The sequence below is a fragment of the Streptomyces sp. NPDC042364 genome (assembly GCF_056437585.1).
This window is the reverse complement of sequence record NZ_JBWKAJ010000004.1, coordinates 429,104-443,933: the sequence shown is the minus strand read 5'-3', so window position 1 is coordinate 443,933 and position 14,830 is coordinate 429,104. Positions and strand designations below refer to the sequence as shown.

At 71.9% G+C, this 14,830-nt stretch carries 14 protein-coding genes; 8 read left to right on the top strand and 6 right to left on the bottom strand.

What is annotated here, in order from left to right:
- Positions 1 to 163 precede the first annotated feature (163 nt).
- The 8 genes from AC067N_RS11485 (at position 164) to AC067N_RS11450 (ending at position 9,587) form a co-directional block, all read left to right on the top strand.
- Complete coding sequence (locus AC067N_RS11485; RefSeq protein WP_478678654.1) at positions 164 to 2,209, top strand: RICIN domain-containing protein; 2,046 nt, start codon at positions 164 to 166, stop codon at positions 2,207 to 2,209.
- Between the two features lie 611 nt (positions 2,210 to 2,820).
- Positions 2,821 to 4,029, top strand: coding sequence for a sensor histidine kinase (locus tag AC067N_RS11480; RefSeq protein ID WP_478678653.1), 1,209 nt, complete (start codon positions 2,821 to 2,823; stop codon positions 4,027 to 4,029).
- Positions 4,026 to 4,427 carry a roadblock/LC7 domain-containing protein gene (locus AC067N_RS11475; RefSeq protein ID WP_055514331.1) on the top strand — a complete coding sequence of 134 codons (402 nt, stop codon included), beginning with the start codon at positions 4,026 to 4,028 and terminating at the stop codon, positions 4,425 to 4,427. Before AC067N_RS11480 ends, AC067N_RS11475 begins: the two co-directional genes overlap by 4 nt.
- Positions 4,424 to 4,801 (top strand): DUF742 domain-containing protein, encoded by a 378-nt coding sequence (locus AC067N_RS11470; protein ID WP_478678652.1) that lies wholly within the window; start codon positions 4,424 to 4,426, stop codon positions 4,799 to 4,801. The genes AC067N_RS11475 and AC067N_RS11470 overlap by 4 nt, the downstream gene beginning before the upstream one ends.
- Positions 4,776 to 5,369 carry a GTP-binding protein gene (locus AC067N_RS11465; protein ID WP_478678651.1) on the top strand — a complete coding sequence of 198 codons (594 nt, stop codon included), beginning with the start codon at positions 4,776 to 4,778 and terminating at the stop codon, positions 5,367 to 5,369. The genes AC067N_RS11470 and AC067N_RS11465 overlap by 26 nt, the downstream gene beginning before the upstream one ends.
- A 14-nt stretch (positions 5,370 to 5,383) precedes the next feature.
- Positions 5,384 to 6,727: a cytochrome P450 gene (locus tag AC067N_RS11460; RefSeq protein ID WP_478678650.1), complete on the top strand. Its 1,344-nt coding sequence runs from the start codon at positions 5,384 to 5,386 to the stop codon at positions 6,725 to 6,727.
- A 289-nt stretch (positions 6,728 to 7,016) separates the two neighbouring features.
- Positions 7,017 to 8,189, top strand: a complete 1,173-nt coding sequence (locus AC067N_RS11455; RefSeq protein ID WP_478678649.1) for a tryptophan dimethylallyltransferase family protein — start codon at positions 7,017 to 7,019, stop codon at positions 8,187 to 8,189.
- A gap of 30 nt (positions 8,190 to 8,219) precedes the next feature.
- Positions 8,220 to 9,587, top strand: a complete 1,368-nt coding sequence (locus AC067N_RS11450) for a tryptophanase (protein ID WP_478678648.1) — start codon at positions 8,220 to 8,222, stop codon at positions 9,585 to 9,587.
- 88 nt (positions 9,588 to 9,675) lie between these two features.
- Here the strand turns inward: AC067N_RS11450 and AC067N_RS11445 are convergent, their stop codons facing one another.
- The 6 genes from AC067N_RS11445 to AC067N_RS11420 form a co-directional block, all read right to left on the bottom strand.
- Positions 9,676 to 10,269, bottom strand: coding sequence for a tellurite resistance TerB family protein (locus AC067N_RS11445; protein ID WP_478678647.1), 594 nt, complete (start codon positions 10,267 to 10,269; stop codon positions 9,676 to 9,678).
- A gap of 111 nt (positions 10,270 to 10,380) precedes the next feature.
- A complete protein-coding gene (locus tag AC067N_RS11440) occupies positions 10,381 to 10,953 on the bottom strand; it encodes a hypothetical protein (RefSeq protein WP_478678646.1) in 573 nt (190 codons plus the stop codon).
- Complete coding sequence (locus AC067N_RS11435; protein ID WP_478678645.1) at positions 10,950 to 12,329, bottom strand: hypothetical protein; 1,380 nt, start codon at positions 12,327 to 12,329, stop codon at positions 10,950 to 10,952. Before AC067N_RS11435 ends, AC067N_RS11440 begins: the two co-directional genes overlap by 4 nt.
- Positions 12,326 to 13,156, bottom strand: a complete 831-nt coding sequence (locus AC067N_RS11430) for an ABC transporter ATP-binding protein (RefSeq protein WP_478678644.1) — start codon at positions 13,154 to 13,156, stop codon at positions 12,326 to 12,328. Before AC067N_RS11430 ends, AC067N_RS11435 begins: the two co-directional genes overlap by 4 nt.
- The gene (locus AC067N_RS11425; protein ID WP_478678643.1) at positions 13,153 to 13,989 is read right to left on the bottom strand and encodes a zf-HC2 domain-containing protein; all 837 of its coding nucleotides are present in this window, start codon (positions 13,987 to 13,989) and stop codon (positions 13,153 to 13,155) included. The genes AC067N_RS11430 and AC067N_RS11425 overlap by 4 nt, the downstream gene beginning before the upstream one ends.
- Positions 13,986 to 14,549 carry an RNA polymerase sigma factor gene (locus AC067N_RS11420; RefSeq protein ID WP_478678642.1) on the bottom strand — a complete coding sequence of 188 codons (564 nt, stop codon included), beginning with the start codon at positions 14,547 to 14,549 and terminating at the stop codon, positions 13,986 to 13,988. Before AC067N_RS11420 ends, AC067N_RS11425 begins: the two co-directional genes overlap by 4 nt.
- Between the last annotated feature and the right edge of the window lie 281 nt (positions 14,550 to 14,830).

Below are 14,830 nucleotides of genomic sequence, written 5' to 3'. Positions count from 1 at the left end.
AGTGTAGACATCGCGCCGAGGAATGTTTACGTAAACATCACCTGGCACCAACCATACGAGAACACCGCGAACCGCACCGCACCGAACCGAACCGCACCAGCGGGCCCCGATCTCTCGTGTCGCGCCGGGACGCGCGGCACGTGGAAGAGTTGGAGTACTCGAGATGGCACACCGCACCCGCACGAGACGGCTCCTCGGGGCCATCGGCGTGACGGCCCTGGCGACCGGGACTGTCATGGCCACGACCTCCCTACCGATGGCGCACGCCGAGCCGGCCGCCGCGTCGGTCACCGTCCGGCCGGACCCCTCGTACAAGGGGGACAGCTTCGAGGGCTGGGGCACCAGCCTGGTGTGGTTCGCCAACGCCACCGGCGACTACCCCCCGCAGATCCGCGAGAAGCTCGCGAAGCTCCTCTTCGGCGAGAGCGGCCTCAACCTCAACATCGCCCGCTACAACATCGGCGGCGGCAACGCCCCCGACGTCAAGGACTACCTGCGGGCCGGCGGGGCGGTCGAGGGCTGGTGGAAGGCCCCCGCGGGCACCACCCGCGAGGACGTCGACTGGTGGAACGCCGACGACCCGAACGACTGGAACAAGAAGGCCGACGCCACCCAGCGCTGGTGGGTGGACCGCATCAAGAAGGACATCACGCACTGGGAGACGTTCAGCAACTCCCCGCCGTGGTTCATGACGGTCAGCGGCTATGTCTCCGGCGGTTTCGACTCCTCGAAGGACCAGCTCAAGGAGGAGTCGGTCGAGGACTTCGCCAAGTACCTGGTCGGCGCCACCGAGCGGCTGGAGAAGGCGCACGGCATCAAGGTCGACACCCTCGACCCGTTCAACGAGCCGAACACCGACTACTGGGGCACCAAGCTCGGTGAGGACGGGCAGCCCACCGGCGGCCGCCAGGAGGGCGCCCACATGGGCCCCGAGCTCCAGCAGAAGGTGCTCCGCGCCCTCGGCCCGGTCCTGGACAAGTCCCGTACCAAGGCGGAGATCTCCGCGATGGACGAGACCAACCCCGGTAAGTTCGCCACGAACTGGAACTCCTACCCGCAGGAGGTCCGCGACCTCGTCGGCCAGATGAACGTCCACACCTACGGCACCGGCCAGCGCACCACGGTCCGCGACCTCGCCAAGGCCGCCGGCAAGCCGCTGTGGATGAGCGAGGTCGAGGGCGACTGGGGCGACGGGCAGAGCTTCACCGACATGCGTCCCGGTCTGGGCCTCGCCCAGCGCATCGTCGACGACCTGCGCGAACTGGAGCCGAAGGCCTGGGTCTTCTGGCAGCCGGTCGAGGACTACGACAACATGAAGCCCGGCGGCGAGTCCGCGAAGGGCGGCAACTGGGGCTCCATCCAGCTCTCCTTCGCCTGCAAGGCCGGCGACACCCTGAAGACGTGCCCGATCTACACGAACACCAAGTTCGACACGGCCCGCAACTTCACGCACTACATCAAGCCGGGCGACCGTCTGATCAAGACCAACGACACCTCCAGCACGGCGGCGGTGGCGAAGAAGGGCGAGAAGGCGACGGTCGTCCACGTCAACAGCACCACCGAGTCCCGTGCCGTGACGCTGGACCTGTCGAGGTTCGGCAAGGTCGCCTCCGGCGCGACGGTCACCCCCGTGGTGACGGACGCCGCCGGCAAGCTGGCGAAGAGGAAGGCGGTCCGGGTCAAGGGCAAGAAGGCCACGATCGCCGTCCCGGCGCAGTCGGTGACCTCCTTCCTGGTCAACGGCGTCTCCGGCGCGGCGAAGGACCGGGCCGAGCTCCGGGACGACGAGACGTACACCCTGACCGGCGTGCAGAGCGGCAAGAACCTCGCCGTCGCCGCGGACGGCAAGAGCCTGGTCATCAAGAACGTCGACCCCGGCACGAAGGCCCAGCAGTGGACCGTGGACCGGGTCGGTCGCGGCGCGACGGGCAACCGTACGCGGTACGCGATCACCAACTCGGCCGAGGGCAAGCGCCTGGCGATCCGGGGCGGCTCCCTGACGGCCGAGGCCGACGAGGGCACGCGGGACGAGGCCGCGCAGTGGATCCTGTCGACCACCGGCGACGGCTCCTGGACCCTGGTCAACGCGGCCACCGGCCAACTGGCCGACGTCAACGGACAGTCGACGAGCGACGGCGCGGGCGTAGGCGTCTGGTGGCCCAACTCGGGTCTGAACCAGCGCTGGTGGCTGAACGACCTGCCCGGCTGACACCTCCCCCCGCGGGGGTGATCGGCAGATCCCGGCCGTGCCTGCCCGGCGACCGCCGGGTCAGGTCCGGGAGAGTCGGCCCGGATCTGCCGGACATCGCCCGTCGACGCCGACGGGCGGCCGTGGACGCCTCCTCCCCCGGCCCCCGACGGGGGCCGGGGGAGGAGCGCGTTCCGGGGGCCCCGAGGGCCTGTCGTTCGGATCACGCCTGGGGCTCAGCACCGCTGGTCGGACCGGCCGTGAACGCGGGGGTCCGCGCGTTGAATTGACGCGCGGAAAATCGGCGCGAGACGCGGGACGGGAACCCCGTGACACCGGTGAGACGCCGGTCCGGCAGTATGGGTGCGCGCGGTGGTTCATCAACCACCAAAAGCGCAGGGCCAGTCACTTACAGCTGTCGCTCAAGATTCATAAGGATTACGCATCTTGACGTCTCGTCATGACTTGGTGCGGTGATACGATCACCGCACTTGCTGAACGGACGGATAGGTGCAAAAGCGGCACCTCTCGCCAAGGGGGCAGCCTGGGCGGCAACCCTGGCATGGGCGACCTCCGGTCTGCGAATTGACGGGAATTCAGTAGCTGGCCTTCAGCCGCCTGAAGAGGGTCTCATGACGCCATACATACAGAATCCGGTGCTTTGGGTTCTCCTTGTCCTAACCCTTCTCGCAGCCGCCCTCGTTGTTCGCCAGCGACGGGCCGCGCGGGGGTTACGGCAGGAGATCGCAGGGCTCAAGAACCACTACGGTGAGTTGGAGACTCATTACTCGCAGTCCGTTCGCGAGGCGCAGCAGGAGGCCGAGGCGGAGACGCGTACGGCCCTGAAGTCCGCGATGCGGACGCTCCAGGGTCTCGCCGCCGAACAGCAGCGCATCATCTCGGGACTGCAGCGCAAGTACGGCGATTCCGTCATGCTCCAGGACCTCCTGGAGATCGACCACATGAACGCGCAGTTCGGTCGCCGTGCCCAGTCCATCGCCGTGCTGTGCGAGGGCTGGCTGGGTCGCCACCGCGACGTGGCCTCGGTCTACGACGTGGTCCGCAGCGCCCAGGGCAGGATCCGCCACTTCCAGCGGGTGCAGATCCTGTCGAAGGTGGACTTCGGGGTGACCAGCCGCGCCGTGGAGCCGGTGGCGCTCGCGCTCGCCGAGCTGCTGGACAACGCGACCAGCTACTCCAGCCCGGACACCGTGGTGGAGATCAACGTCCGTACCGTCCCCAAGGGCGTCTGCATCGTCGTGGACGACGCCGGTGTCGGTATGAACGAGGAGGAGAAGGCCAGGGCCGAGAAGCTCCTGACGAGCGAGCGCGCCTCCGGTGTGTCGGGGCTCGGCAACCCGCCGCAGTTCGGCTTCGCCGTGATCGGTGTGCTCTGCGAGCGGTTCGGCTTCACGGTCTCGGTGGACTCGACATCGCCGTACGGCGGTGTGCGCGCCGTCGTGCTGCTGCCCGACGAGCTGCTCACCGACATGCCGACCCCCCAGGAGCCGCAGGAGCCCGTGGCGGTCGTGCAGGAGAGCCGGGAGCGTGTGCCGGTCGTCGACACGGTCGCCGTGGCGCGCGAGACCGGCCCCGAGCCCTCGACGCCCCTCGCGACCACCGACGACGGTCTGCCCCGGCGCCGGCGCAAGCGGCCCATGGCACTCGTCTCGAACAGCGGCCCTTCGTCCCCGCCCGCCCCGCGGCGGCGCAGCGAGGACACGGCGGCGATCATGGCCGCCTTCAAGCAGGGCACGGACAAGGGCCGGGCCACGCACCCGGACGGCGAGCGGTCGAGCGGCACCGGTGACGCGAGCAGTGAAGGGCACGAGGTCTCATGAACAACGATCTTTCCTGGATGCTGGACAGCGCCCTGGAGATCCCCGGGGCTCTGCACGCCGTGCTCATTTCCGCCGACGGGTTGCAGCGGGCCCGTTCGAAGGACGTGAGCAAGGACGACGCGGACAAGGCCGCGGCCGCCATGAGCGGTCTGCAGTCGTTGAGCCGTTCGCTGTCGTTCTTCGTCGACCGGTCCGATCTGCGCTGGCAGCAGACCCTGGTCGAGTTCGACGGCGGCTGGATCTTCCTGATCTCCGCCGGTGCCGGCGCCTACCTCGCCGTGTCCGCGTCCTCCGACGTCGACATGGCGGACATCACCTTCCGGATGCAGCAGCTTGTCGGGCAGTTGGGCAAGGTTCTGACTGCTCCGCCTCGCGAGAGCAGCGTGGTACGGCCATGAGCGATTCCGACAAGCAGGAGCACGAGGCCGCCGAGTTAGTGCGGCCGTACGTCATCACGGGCGGCCGCCATCTGCCCGGCGAGGGTCAGTTCTCACTGATCACGCTGGTCACGGCGGCGGCCGACCACCAGCAGCGGCCCGCCCGCCTCTCCCCGGAGGAGCAGGAGGTGCTGCGGATGTGCGTCGGCGGCTACCTCTCCGTCGCCGAGATCGCGGGGCACATGCGGCTCCCGGTGGGCGTGGTGAAGATCCTGCTCGCCGCCCTCTCCGAAGGCGGCTACCTCGTCACCCGCCCGCCCGAACAGCGGGCCCCCGTGGCCAACCTGCAGATCCTCGAGGAGGTGCTGAATGGTCTCCGGGCCAAGTTTGGATGAACAGGCGTACGTCCGTGGAGGGGAGACCCAGACCGCCGTCAAGATCCTGGTGGTCGGGCACTTCGCGGTGGGCAAGACCACGTTCATCGGGTCGATCTCCGAGATCTCGCCGCTGTCCACCGAGGAGACGATGACCCGGGCGGGCGAGGCCGTCGACGACCTCAAGGGGGTCCAGAGCAAGACCACCACCACGGTCGCCATGGACTTCGGCAGGCTGACCGTCAGCGAGCGCGTCGTGCTGTACCTGTTCGGTACGCCCGGACAGCAGCGCTTCGTGCAGATGTGGGAGGACATGGCACGCGGCGCCCTCGGCGCGCTGGTGCTGGTCGACCCCGAGCGGCTGGCGGACTCCTTCGCGGTGATCGACCTGATCGAGCAGTACGGGCTCGACTACGCGATCGCCGTCAATCACTTCGACGGTTCACCGATACGGGACGAGAGGGCGCTGCGCGAGGCGCTCGATCTGCTCGACGACACCCCTGTCGTCGTCTGCGACGCGCGCGACGAGAGATCGTCGGCCGAAGCGCTGATCACGCTCGTCCGCTACTTGATGGACCGCGCCCGTTAGGAGCAAGAGCAGACATGACCCCCGAACCCCACTCCCCCGTTCCGCCACCCGGGTGCCCCGCCCACGGCAGCGGACTGCCGGTCCCGCTCTACACCCCCGAGTACGCCGCCGACCCCCAGGCGTACTACGCGTATCTGCGCCGCTTCGGGGCGACCGCGCCGGTCGAGATCGCGCCCGGTGTGGAAGCGACCCTCGTCACCGACCACGCGACGGCGCTCCATATGCTCCAGGACTCCGGCAACTTCCGTAAGGACGCCCGGCGTTGGCGCGACGTCGCCGAGGGCAAGGTCGGTCCGGACAGCCCCGTCGTGCCGATGCTGGGCTACCGGCCGAACGCCATGTTCACCGACGGCGCCGACCACGCCCGGCTGCGGCAGGCGGTCACCGACAGCCTCGCCCGGGTGGACTCCCGGCAGCTGACGGAGATGACCAGGCGGGCCTCCGACTACCTGATAGCCCAGGTCGCCGCGCGCGGCTCGGTCGACCTGATGAACGACTACGTCAAGCAGCTGCCGCTGCTCGTGTTCAACGAGCTGTTCGGCTGCCCGGCGGACGTCGGCGACCGGGTCGTCTTCGGTATCTCCGGTGTCTTCGAGGGCGTCAACGCCGAGAAGGCCAACATGGTGCTGGGCCAGGCCGTCGGCGAGCTGGTGGCGCTGAAGCGGGCCCGGCCCGCCGACGACGTCACCTCGTATCTGATGCGGCACGAGGCGCGGCTGAGCGACGAGGAACTCGTCCACCAGCTGATCCTGTTGCTGGGTGCGGGCGCGGAACCGCTGCGCAACCTCATCGGCAACACCCTGCACCGGCTGCTCACCCACGACCGGTACGCCGACGGCGGCCTCATCGAGGAGGCCATAGACGACACGCTGTGGGAGAACCCGCCCATGGCCAACTACGCGCCGCACTACCCGGCCTCCGACATGGAGTTCGCCGGGACGAAGCTGCGGGCCGGCGATCTGGTGCTGGTCAGCATCACCGCCGCCAACACGGACCCGGCGCTGGCGGCGGCCCGGCAGACCGGCGGCCGGCGCGCCCATCTCGCGTGGAGCGCGGGCCCGCACGCCTGCCCGTCCAAGGACCTCGCCCGGCTGGTCACCATGACGGCCATCGAGAACCTGCTGAACCGGCTGCACGACATCGAGCTGGCGGTGCCCGAGGACAGCCTGACCTGGCGGCCGGGCCCGTTCCACCGCGCACTCGCCGTGCTGCCCTGCCGTTTCACCCCGCAGGTGGTGCACCGGCCCACCCCGCCGCGTGTGCAGGAGGGCGCCCGGACCGACCATCACGCGCCGGCCGGCCGGAAGGCGGAGCGGACGGGTGTCTGGAGCTCCTTCCTCACCTGGTTGAAGGGGTGATGTACGCAACACCCGTAACTTCCGGACACTGCATGAAGATTCAACCTCGGGGGTAGTAACGCGGCGGCATTCGTGGTGACTAACGAAACAAGGGAGGTGTCGTGGACCACGTTTCCGACGACGCCGCTGCACGACCTTCCGCCGCACCCCACCGCTCCCGACGGCACACCGCCCCGGGGACCGAAGGCTCCCCCGGGGGAGTGACCGTCCGTCAGTTACCCCACGACGAGATACCCGCCGAGGCCGGCGGGTATCTTTCTGTGTTCCCCCGGACTCCGCGGGGACTGTCGTGAGCGGGTCCGGCGCCCCCGGGGCGCGGACGACGGAGACGCTCGGCGGACTCGTGAAAGGCCAGTTGCTGCGGTTGTGCCAGGTGTCGGGGATCGACGAGACCGACGCCGCGACCTACGCACAGGTGCTGACCGACTCACTGGCGGGGGTGGCCGAACGGCCTCTCGCCCTGCCGCCCCCCGCCTGGACCTTCCTCTCGGACGACTCCACGCCGGTGGAGTTCTCGCTGTCGTTCCTCCCGGACGGGCCGCCGGCCCTGCGGGTGCTGCTGGAACCGGGCAGCGGCGCGGCGAGCCTGAAGGAGAACGGCCGGACCGGGCTGGCGGTCGTCCGGTCGATGGCACGGCGCTGGGGCTTCGCCACCGGCCAGCTCGACCTGCTGGAGGACCTGTTCCTCCCGGACGAACCCGAGGGCCCGCTGGCCCTGTGGATCGCGCTGGAGCTGCGGCCGGGCGGTGTCCCCAAGGTGAAGGTGTACCTGAACCCGGCGGCGCGCGGCGCGGACCGGGCCGCCGGAACGGTACGGGAGGCGCTGGACAGGCTCGGCCACCGGGAGGCCTTCGACACGCTGCCGCCCGGCGACGGCTACCCTTTCCTCGCCCTCGACCTCGGCGACTGGGAGGCGCCCCGGGTGAAGGTGTACGTCACCCATCGCGGGCTGAGGGTGTCCGACGCGGGCGGGCTGTCGCGGATGAGTCACGGCCCCGACGCCGAGCTGCTGGAAGGTTTCCTCCGGCAGACGGGTGGCTACGACGACGGAACGCCGGGCCCCGAGGCACGGTTCGACCGGCGGCCGGTCCTGACCTGCCACTCCTTCACCCGGACGACGGGCGGGCCCACGGGCTTCACCCTGCACGTGCCGATCCGTGGCTATGTCCCGCACGACGGGGTGGCGCTCGACCGGGCCACCGCCGTCCTCGCCCGCCACGGTCTGGACCCCGTGGCGCTCGAACGGGCGCTGACCGCGGTCACCCCGCGCGACCCGAGGGACGGACGGGGGCTCATCGCGTACGTGGCGCTGGCCCATGAACAGGGCAGGCCGCCCCGTGTGACGACCTACGTGTCCGCGGAGGCGTACGAGGTCCTGCCGCCGGCCTCCCCGCCGCCACTGCAGCGGCCGCCGTCCGACGCGGCACGCGAGCCGGTCCCCGGCACCTCAGCCATCAGTTGAGTCCACACAGCAACAGGAGCACAGACCACAGTGGAGCCCTACCGCATCAAAGTCGTCGAGCCGCTCGCTCTCACCACGCGTGAGCAGCGCGAGGAGGCGCTGAAACGAGTGGACTACAACCTCTTCGACCTGCGGGCCGACGAGGTGACCATCGATCTGCTCAGCGACTCGGGCACCGGCGCCATCTCCGCCGCCCAGCTCGCCGCCGGCATGGAGGGCGACGAGTCCTACGCCGGCTCGCGCTCCTTCTACCGCTTCCACGAGACGGTGACGGAGCTGACCGGCTTCCCGCACATCCTCCCCGCCCACCAGGGGCGCGCCGCCGAACGCATCCTGTTCTCGACGCTCCTCGAACCGGGCGGCATCGTGCTGGCCAACACCCACTTCGACACCACCCGCGCCAACGTCGAGCTCTCCGGGTGTCAGGCTCATGACCTACCGTGCCCGGAGGCCAAGGACCTGGACAGCGAGCAGCCGTTCAAGGGCAACATCGACCTGGACGCCCTGCGGACCTGGCTGGAGGGGCCGGACGCCTCACGGGTGCGTGTGGTGGTCATGACGATCACCAACAACGGCGGCGGCGGTCAGCCCGTCTCCATGGAGAACCTCAAGGCCACCGCCGAGCTCTGCCGCCGCCACGGCGTCCCCATGATCCTGGACGCCGCCCGGTTCGCCGAGAACGCCTGGCTGGTGACCCGTCACGAGGCCGCCTACGCGGGCCGCACCCCGCGCCAGGTCGCCGAGGAGGCGTTCCGCCTCGCCGACGGCTGTGTGATGAGCGCCAAGAAGGACGGCATCGTCCACATCGGCGGCTTCATCGGCCTGAACGACCCCGAACTCGCCGAGAAGTGCGAGCGGCTCCTCATCGCCACCGAGGGTTTCGCCACCTACGGCGGACTCGCCGGCCGTGACCTCGACATGATGGCCGTGGGCCTGCTGGAGGTGACCGAGCCCAGCTATCTCGCGGAGCGGGCCGAGGTCGCCGCCCATCTCGCCGGGCGGGTCCGCGCGGCGGGCGTCGACATCCTCGAACCGCCGGGCCTGCACGCCCTCTACCTCAACGCCGGGCGGCTGCTGCCGCACATACCGCCGCACCACTACCCGGGCCACGCCCTCGCCTGCCGCCTCTACCTCGAAGGCGGCATCCGCTCGGCGGAGCTCGGGTCGCTCTACCTCGGTGAGGAGGACGAGGACGGCAACCCCGTCAAGAGCGCGCCGTACGAGCTGGTGCGGCTGGCGCTGCCGCGCCGGGTGTACACGCGCAGCCACTACGACCACGTCGGCCGGACCCTGGAGAAGATCGCCAAGGACGCCGGCTCCGTGCACGGCTTCCGGATCGTGGAGCAGTCCCCGATCCTGCGGCACTTCCGCGCGAAGCTGCGGCCGGTGACCGGCTGACGACCGGCCCTCGGCCCTTCCGGGCATGAAGCAACCCCAGGTCGACGACCTGGGGTTGCTTCGTACGGCGACTGCGACGGGCGGAGCGTCAGAGGCCGAACTCCTGGGTGGGCAGCCCGAGGACACCGCACGCCTCGCGCAGGACCTGCTCCTCGGCCGGCGCGATGTAGCCGTCGGCGCCCGCGACGACGAAGCCGGTCTGGACGACCGCGCGGGCCTCCGTGGGCTTCTTCGCCGCCTTGGCGATCTCCTGGAGGACGGCCGCCTTTCCCTGCTGGAAGTTGAACGACAGCTGGTCCACGTGCTGGTTGAACCGCTGCCGCAGCTGGTCCGCGGGGAAGTTCTGCAGCACGTCGTTGCTCAGGATCAGCGACTCCACGTGCTGCCGCTCGGCCGGGTCCACACTCCCGTCGGCGGCGGCGACCAGGGCGCACATGGCCATGCTCGCGTCACGGTAGGCACCGCTCTTCAGCTCGGTCTTCAACGACGTCAGCTGGGACTTGAGGGCGCTGACCAGCTGGGCCTTCGAACCACCGGACCCGCCCGGCCGTCCGTGCCCGTGCGCCTGGCCCGGGGCGGCGTGGCCCTGGCCGTGTCCCTGCCCCGGTCCGCCGAGACCCCGTGACTGTGCCTGCTGCTGCAACCCCTTGGCCTGGTCCTTGATCCGATCCCACATCGCCATCCGTGCCACCTCGGCTTCAGCCCATGTCGTCCAGCGTCCGCGCACGTTCCACGCGTCACCCTGCCAACGGCTGCCGCACCCTCCGAAGTTCCGGGTCCCCGGAGAGGAGGGTCACCGGCGCGGTCCGGCGACCGCGTAGACCGCCGTGCCGAGCGCCGCGAGGGCCACGGCCGTCCAGGTCGCCGCCGGGGTGCCCGGGGACAGCAGTGGCCACCCGGCCACCTCGGCGGGCAGGCTCTGCGGGTGCGGGGCGACGACCGAGAAGCCCAGCCACGCGAACGCCGGCGTCCACGCGTACCGCGCCCCGAACAGGGCCGCCCCGAGGGCGACGAGCCCCGTCAGCCCGGCGCCGTCGCGGACGACGAACGCGGGGGCCGCCAGGCCCTCGCCGAGCGCGTGCTGGACCAGCGGCACCGCGCAGACGGCCGCGCCGATCAGCAGGACGTGCGCGGCCCGGCGGGGCGGCCAGCGGATCGCGGCCGTCCGGTCCAGCGCCGCGTCCTGCCCGCCGAGCCCCACGGAGGCCGCCGTCGCCCCGGCGGCGAGCGCGAGCGCCGACAGCAGCGCCGCGCCCCGCCCGTCGCCGTCCCCGGCGAGCGCCCACACCGCCACCGCGGAGAGCAGCACCGAGGCGAGCGAGGCCGGCACCTGACGGGACCGCGCGTACAGCGTCAGCCACCTCACCGGGACGCACCGCCGTCCAGCTCCGCCAGCGCGTCGCCCTCGCAGGTGACCGCGGCGGTGTGCGCCGCCCTGATCCGCGCGACCTGCTCGGACCACCGCAGCCCCTCCAGCTCCCGGAACACCGGGCGGGCCGTGGCGAGCTGCTCGTCGACGGGATGCATGGTGCCGCGGATCGGCTCCAGCGTCCCGAGGACCCAGCCCGCCGCGACGCTCTGCGCGACGGTCTCGCCCAGCGTGCCGCTCTCCTGCTGGCTGCGTGCCCAGCACGTCGGCGCCATGCCCTGGGCGACCAGGGCCCGGGTCAGCTCCTCACCCTCGGCGCGGTTGAAGACGTCGTCGTCGAAGTCGACGAGCACGGCCGTACGGGACCGCTCCATGCGGTCGATGAGCGCCCGGGGGGTGGTGGTCTCCCGGATGGACGTGGGCGCCCGGTCGCCGAGGGCGTCGCGCAGCATGCCGAGGGCCTTCCGGCCGGGGCCCGCCAGATCGGCGAGGCGCTCCTCGTGCACCCGGGCCACACACACCGGTCCGTCGCACACCTGGGCGGCCGCTGCCTTGTCGACGACGTAGGCCTGGCGCGAGTCGGCGGGCAGCACCAGCAGCGCGACCGTCGCGCCCGCGAGCAGGGGGGCCACGGCGAGCAGCCGGGTGCGCGGGGTCAGGGCCACCAGCAGCGCGAAGCCCGTCACGGCCATCCCCAGCAGCCACACGGTCTGGCCGACGTGCACGCGCGTCGAGAGCGTCAGGAGGATCTCCCGTACGTCCGACACCACCGGCGACAGCAGCGCCAGCCGGTTCGGCACACCGGACGACGGCACCGCCGTGTCCGACCACTGCCGCACGAAGCCGGTGAACAGGAGCGAGACCACGGCCAGCGCGGGCGGCGTCAGCGGGGACGGCAGGGCCCGCGCGATCCCCATGCCGAGGACGGCCCCCGCGATCAGGGAGAACCCGCCCACCAGCGAGATCGGCAGCCATCCCAGGTGCTGGTACCGGGCGTGGCCGAGGACCTGGACCGCGCCCTGGAGGACGAAGAGACCGAAGGCCAGGGCCAGGGCGAGCGCGGTCACGCCCACCGTCATGGCCGCGCGGTGCCGGGCGGGCCGCGGGGTGCTCGCCAGCAGCTCCGTCATCCTCGAACGGGGGTCGCGCACTCCCTGGAGCGCGCCGAGCGCCACCGCGACCGGCCACAGCAGGATCAGCAGGGTGCGGGTCCACATGGCCATCGACGTCCACTGCGCCGTCCACAGCGCGGTGCCCTTCCACCAGGGCCCGCTCAGCAGATACAGGAACCCCAGCGCGGTCACCAGGACCACGGCTCCGGCCCACGGGGCGACGGACCGCCTCAACTCGATGCGCAGGACTCGGGTGTTCACCAGCTGCCCCTCTCCCGCGCGGGGCCCTGGAGCAGCGCCGCGTAGCCGCGCTCCAGCGGGCTGTCGCCCACGTCCTCGGAACTGCCCGCGGCGGCCAGCTCGTCGGGGGTGCCCTGGAAGACCAGCCGGCCCTCCGCGAAGAGCACCACGTCGGTGCACGCGGCGGCGACGTCCTCCACCAGATGGGTGGAGACGACGACACAGGTGTCCGTGCCCAGTTCCTGGAGCAGCTGGCGGAACCGCACCCGCTGCGCCGGGTCCAGGCCGGCCGTCGGCTCGTCGAGGAGCAGGACGGTCGGGTCGTTGACGATGGCCTGGGCGATACCGGCCCGGCGCACCATGCCGCCCGAGAGGGCCTTCATCCGCTCGTCGGCGCGGTCCGCGAGCCCCACCCGTTCCACGGCGCGCTGCACCGCCGCCGGGATGTCCGCCTTGGGCACCTCCTTCAGCCACGCCATGTACTCGACGAACTCGCGGACCGTGAACCGCTTGTAGTAGCCGAACTCCTGCGGCAGATAGCCGATCCTGCGGCGCAGCGCACGGTGCTCGCCCCGGCCGCCGACGGACTCGCCGAGCAGCTCCAGGGTGCCCCCGGCAGGGCGCAGCACGGTGGCCAGCGCCCTGATGAGGGTGGTCTTGCCCGCCCCGTTCGGCCCCAGGAGGCCGTGGACGCCGGTGCCCAGCGACAGGTCGAGCCCGTCGACGGCCATGCGTTTCCTTCCGGCCCTGACCTTCAGCCCGTCGGCCCGGATCTCCCAGGCGTAGGCCGTCGGCGCGATGTCGGCCGCGCTCACCGTGGACATGCGATGGTCCTTTCCGATGGTCATCGATGGGCTCCCAGCACGGAGTAGGCGCCCCTGCGGGCGATCACGACCCCGAGGCCGAGCGCGAGGATCAGTCCCCACACGGGCAGTCCGTCCGTCCGCAGCGCGAGGGCCGTACGGCCCTCGGCGACGGTCGGCGCCACGATCACGGCGGCCCACACCGCCACCAGCACGACGGCGGCGCGGGTCACGCCGACGACACCGCCGAGCGCCAGGGTCGCCGAGGTGAAGGCCAGGCAGGGCAGCAGCCACTGGGCCACCATCACCCCCGTCGCCCAGCCGCCCACCAGCAGCGCCGGCACCACCACCGCGAGCACGGCCACGGTCCGCCGCAGCACCAGCTGGAGCCCGGCCCGCGGGGCCGAGGCCGTCAGCTCGTGGGCGGGGTCCAGGCCGCGCGCCCACGACGCCGCGACGCCGAGCACCGGCAGGACCGGGGCGAGCAGCAGCACCGGGGACACCTCACCGGAGCCGGAGCCGGAGCCGGTGCCACTGCCGAGCACGTCGAGCAGCAGGGCCGCGAGCGTCACGGCCGCGACCATGGCGAGCCACGGCACCATCGCGGGGGTCGCCCACCGCGACAGCCACGCCGGCCGGCGCCGGCGGCGGGGCATCGCGGCGGTGGCCGCCACCGCGGGTTCGAGGCCGGACCACACCGTGTCGACCAGGGCCGCCACGGCGGGCACCCCGGCGCCGACGGCGGCGGACAGCCGCTCCCGGCAGACCGGGCACGCCTCCAGGTGGGCCTCCACGGCCCACACCTCGTCGGCGGCGAGGCCGGTGTCGCCGCGCGCGTAGGCCTCGATGATCCGCGTCGACGCGTGTTCCACGCTCATGCCAGTGCCTTCCGCATCGCGATCCTGGCCCGGCGGGCCCGGGTCTTGACGGTGCCCTCGGGCAGCCCGAGCAGGACGGCGGTCTCCCGGACGGACAGCCCGTCCAGCACCATCGCCTGCAGTACCTGCCGCAGCTCCGGCGCGAGGCGCCGCAGCGCGTCGCCGACGTCGCCGCCGACGGTGGCCGCGAGCGCCTCCTCCTCCGCGGCGGGCGCCGCCTGGGGGAGGGCGGCCGTCGGCGGCGGCTGGGCGTGGTGGGCCCGGCGCCGGAAGGCGTCGACGAGGCGGCGCGCCGCGATCGTCCACAGCCAGCCGACGGCCGTGCCGCCCACCGACGCCCCGGCGAACGCGCCCGCCGCGCGCCACACCGCCAGATACGTCTCCTGCATGACCTCGGCGACGATCTGCTCGTCCGCGCAGCGCCGCCGCAGCCGTACCGCGAGCCATGGCGCGGTACGGCGGTACAGCTCCTCGAACGCCGCCCGGTCGCCGCGGGCCACCAGCCGGACGAGACGTTCCTCGTCCGGCTCGCCGCCCCGTGCCTTCCTGACTGATCTCACACCCCCTAGACGCCCGCCCCCGCCGCCGGGTTTTCCCCAGGGGGTGATGCGCGTCACATGCCGACGGTGGAGCCCGCGGCGGACGGGGGGCCGCGGACGGATCGGTCCGAGCCGGCGGTCGGTGACGCGTGCCGCCGACATCGGCCTCCGCGAGCACGGCCCTGGCCTGGGCGGCTGCGGGTGGCGGGGCGGTCGCACGGCGCCGCGCAACGCCGACCCGCCCGCCGGGCCGAGGCCCAGCAGGGCCCGCGCCGTGGTGCCGGCCGCCGTCCGCCGGCCGA

Coding starts and splice junctions, on each gene's coding strand:
- AC067N_RS11475 (WP_055514331.1), top strand. CDS start 4,026: ATGAACAACGATCTTTCCTGGATGCTGGACAGCGCCCTGGAGATCCCC.
- AC067N_RS11465 (WP_478678651.1), top strand. CDS start 4,776: ATGGTCTCCGGGCCAAGTTTGGATGAACAGGCGTACGTCCGTGGAGGG.
- AC067N_RS11460 (WP_478678650.1), top strand. CDS start 5,384: ATGACCCCCGAACCCCACTCCCCCGTTCCGCCACCCGGGTGCCCCGCC.
- AC067N_RS11470 (WP_478678652.1), top strand. CDS start 4,424: ATGAGCGATTCCGACAAGCAGGAGCACGAGGCCGCCGAGTTAGTGCGG.
- AC067N_RS11480 (WP_478678653.1), top strand. CDS start 2,821: ATGACGCCATACATACAGAATCCGGTGCTTTGGGTTCTCCTTGTCCTA.
- AC067N_RS11445 (WP_478678647.1), bottom strand. CDS start 10,269: ATGGCGATGTGGGATCGGATCAAGGACCAGGCCAAGGGGTTGCAGCAG.
- AC067N_RS11430 (WP_478678644.1), bottom strand. CDS start 13,156: ATGACCATCGGAAAGGACCATCGCATGTCCACGGTGAGCGCGGCCGAC.
- AC067N_RS11425 (WP_478678643.1), bottom strand. CDS start 13,989: ATGAGCGTGGAACACGCGTCGACGCGGATCATCGAGGCCTACGCGCGC.
- AC067N_RS11485 (WP_478678654.1), top strand. CDS start 164: ATGGCACACCGCACCCGCACGAGACGGCTCCTCGGGGCCATCGGCGTG.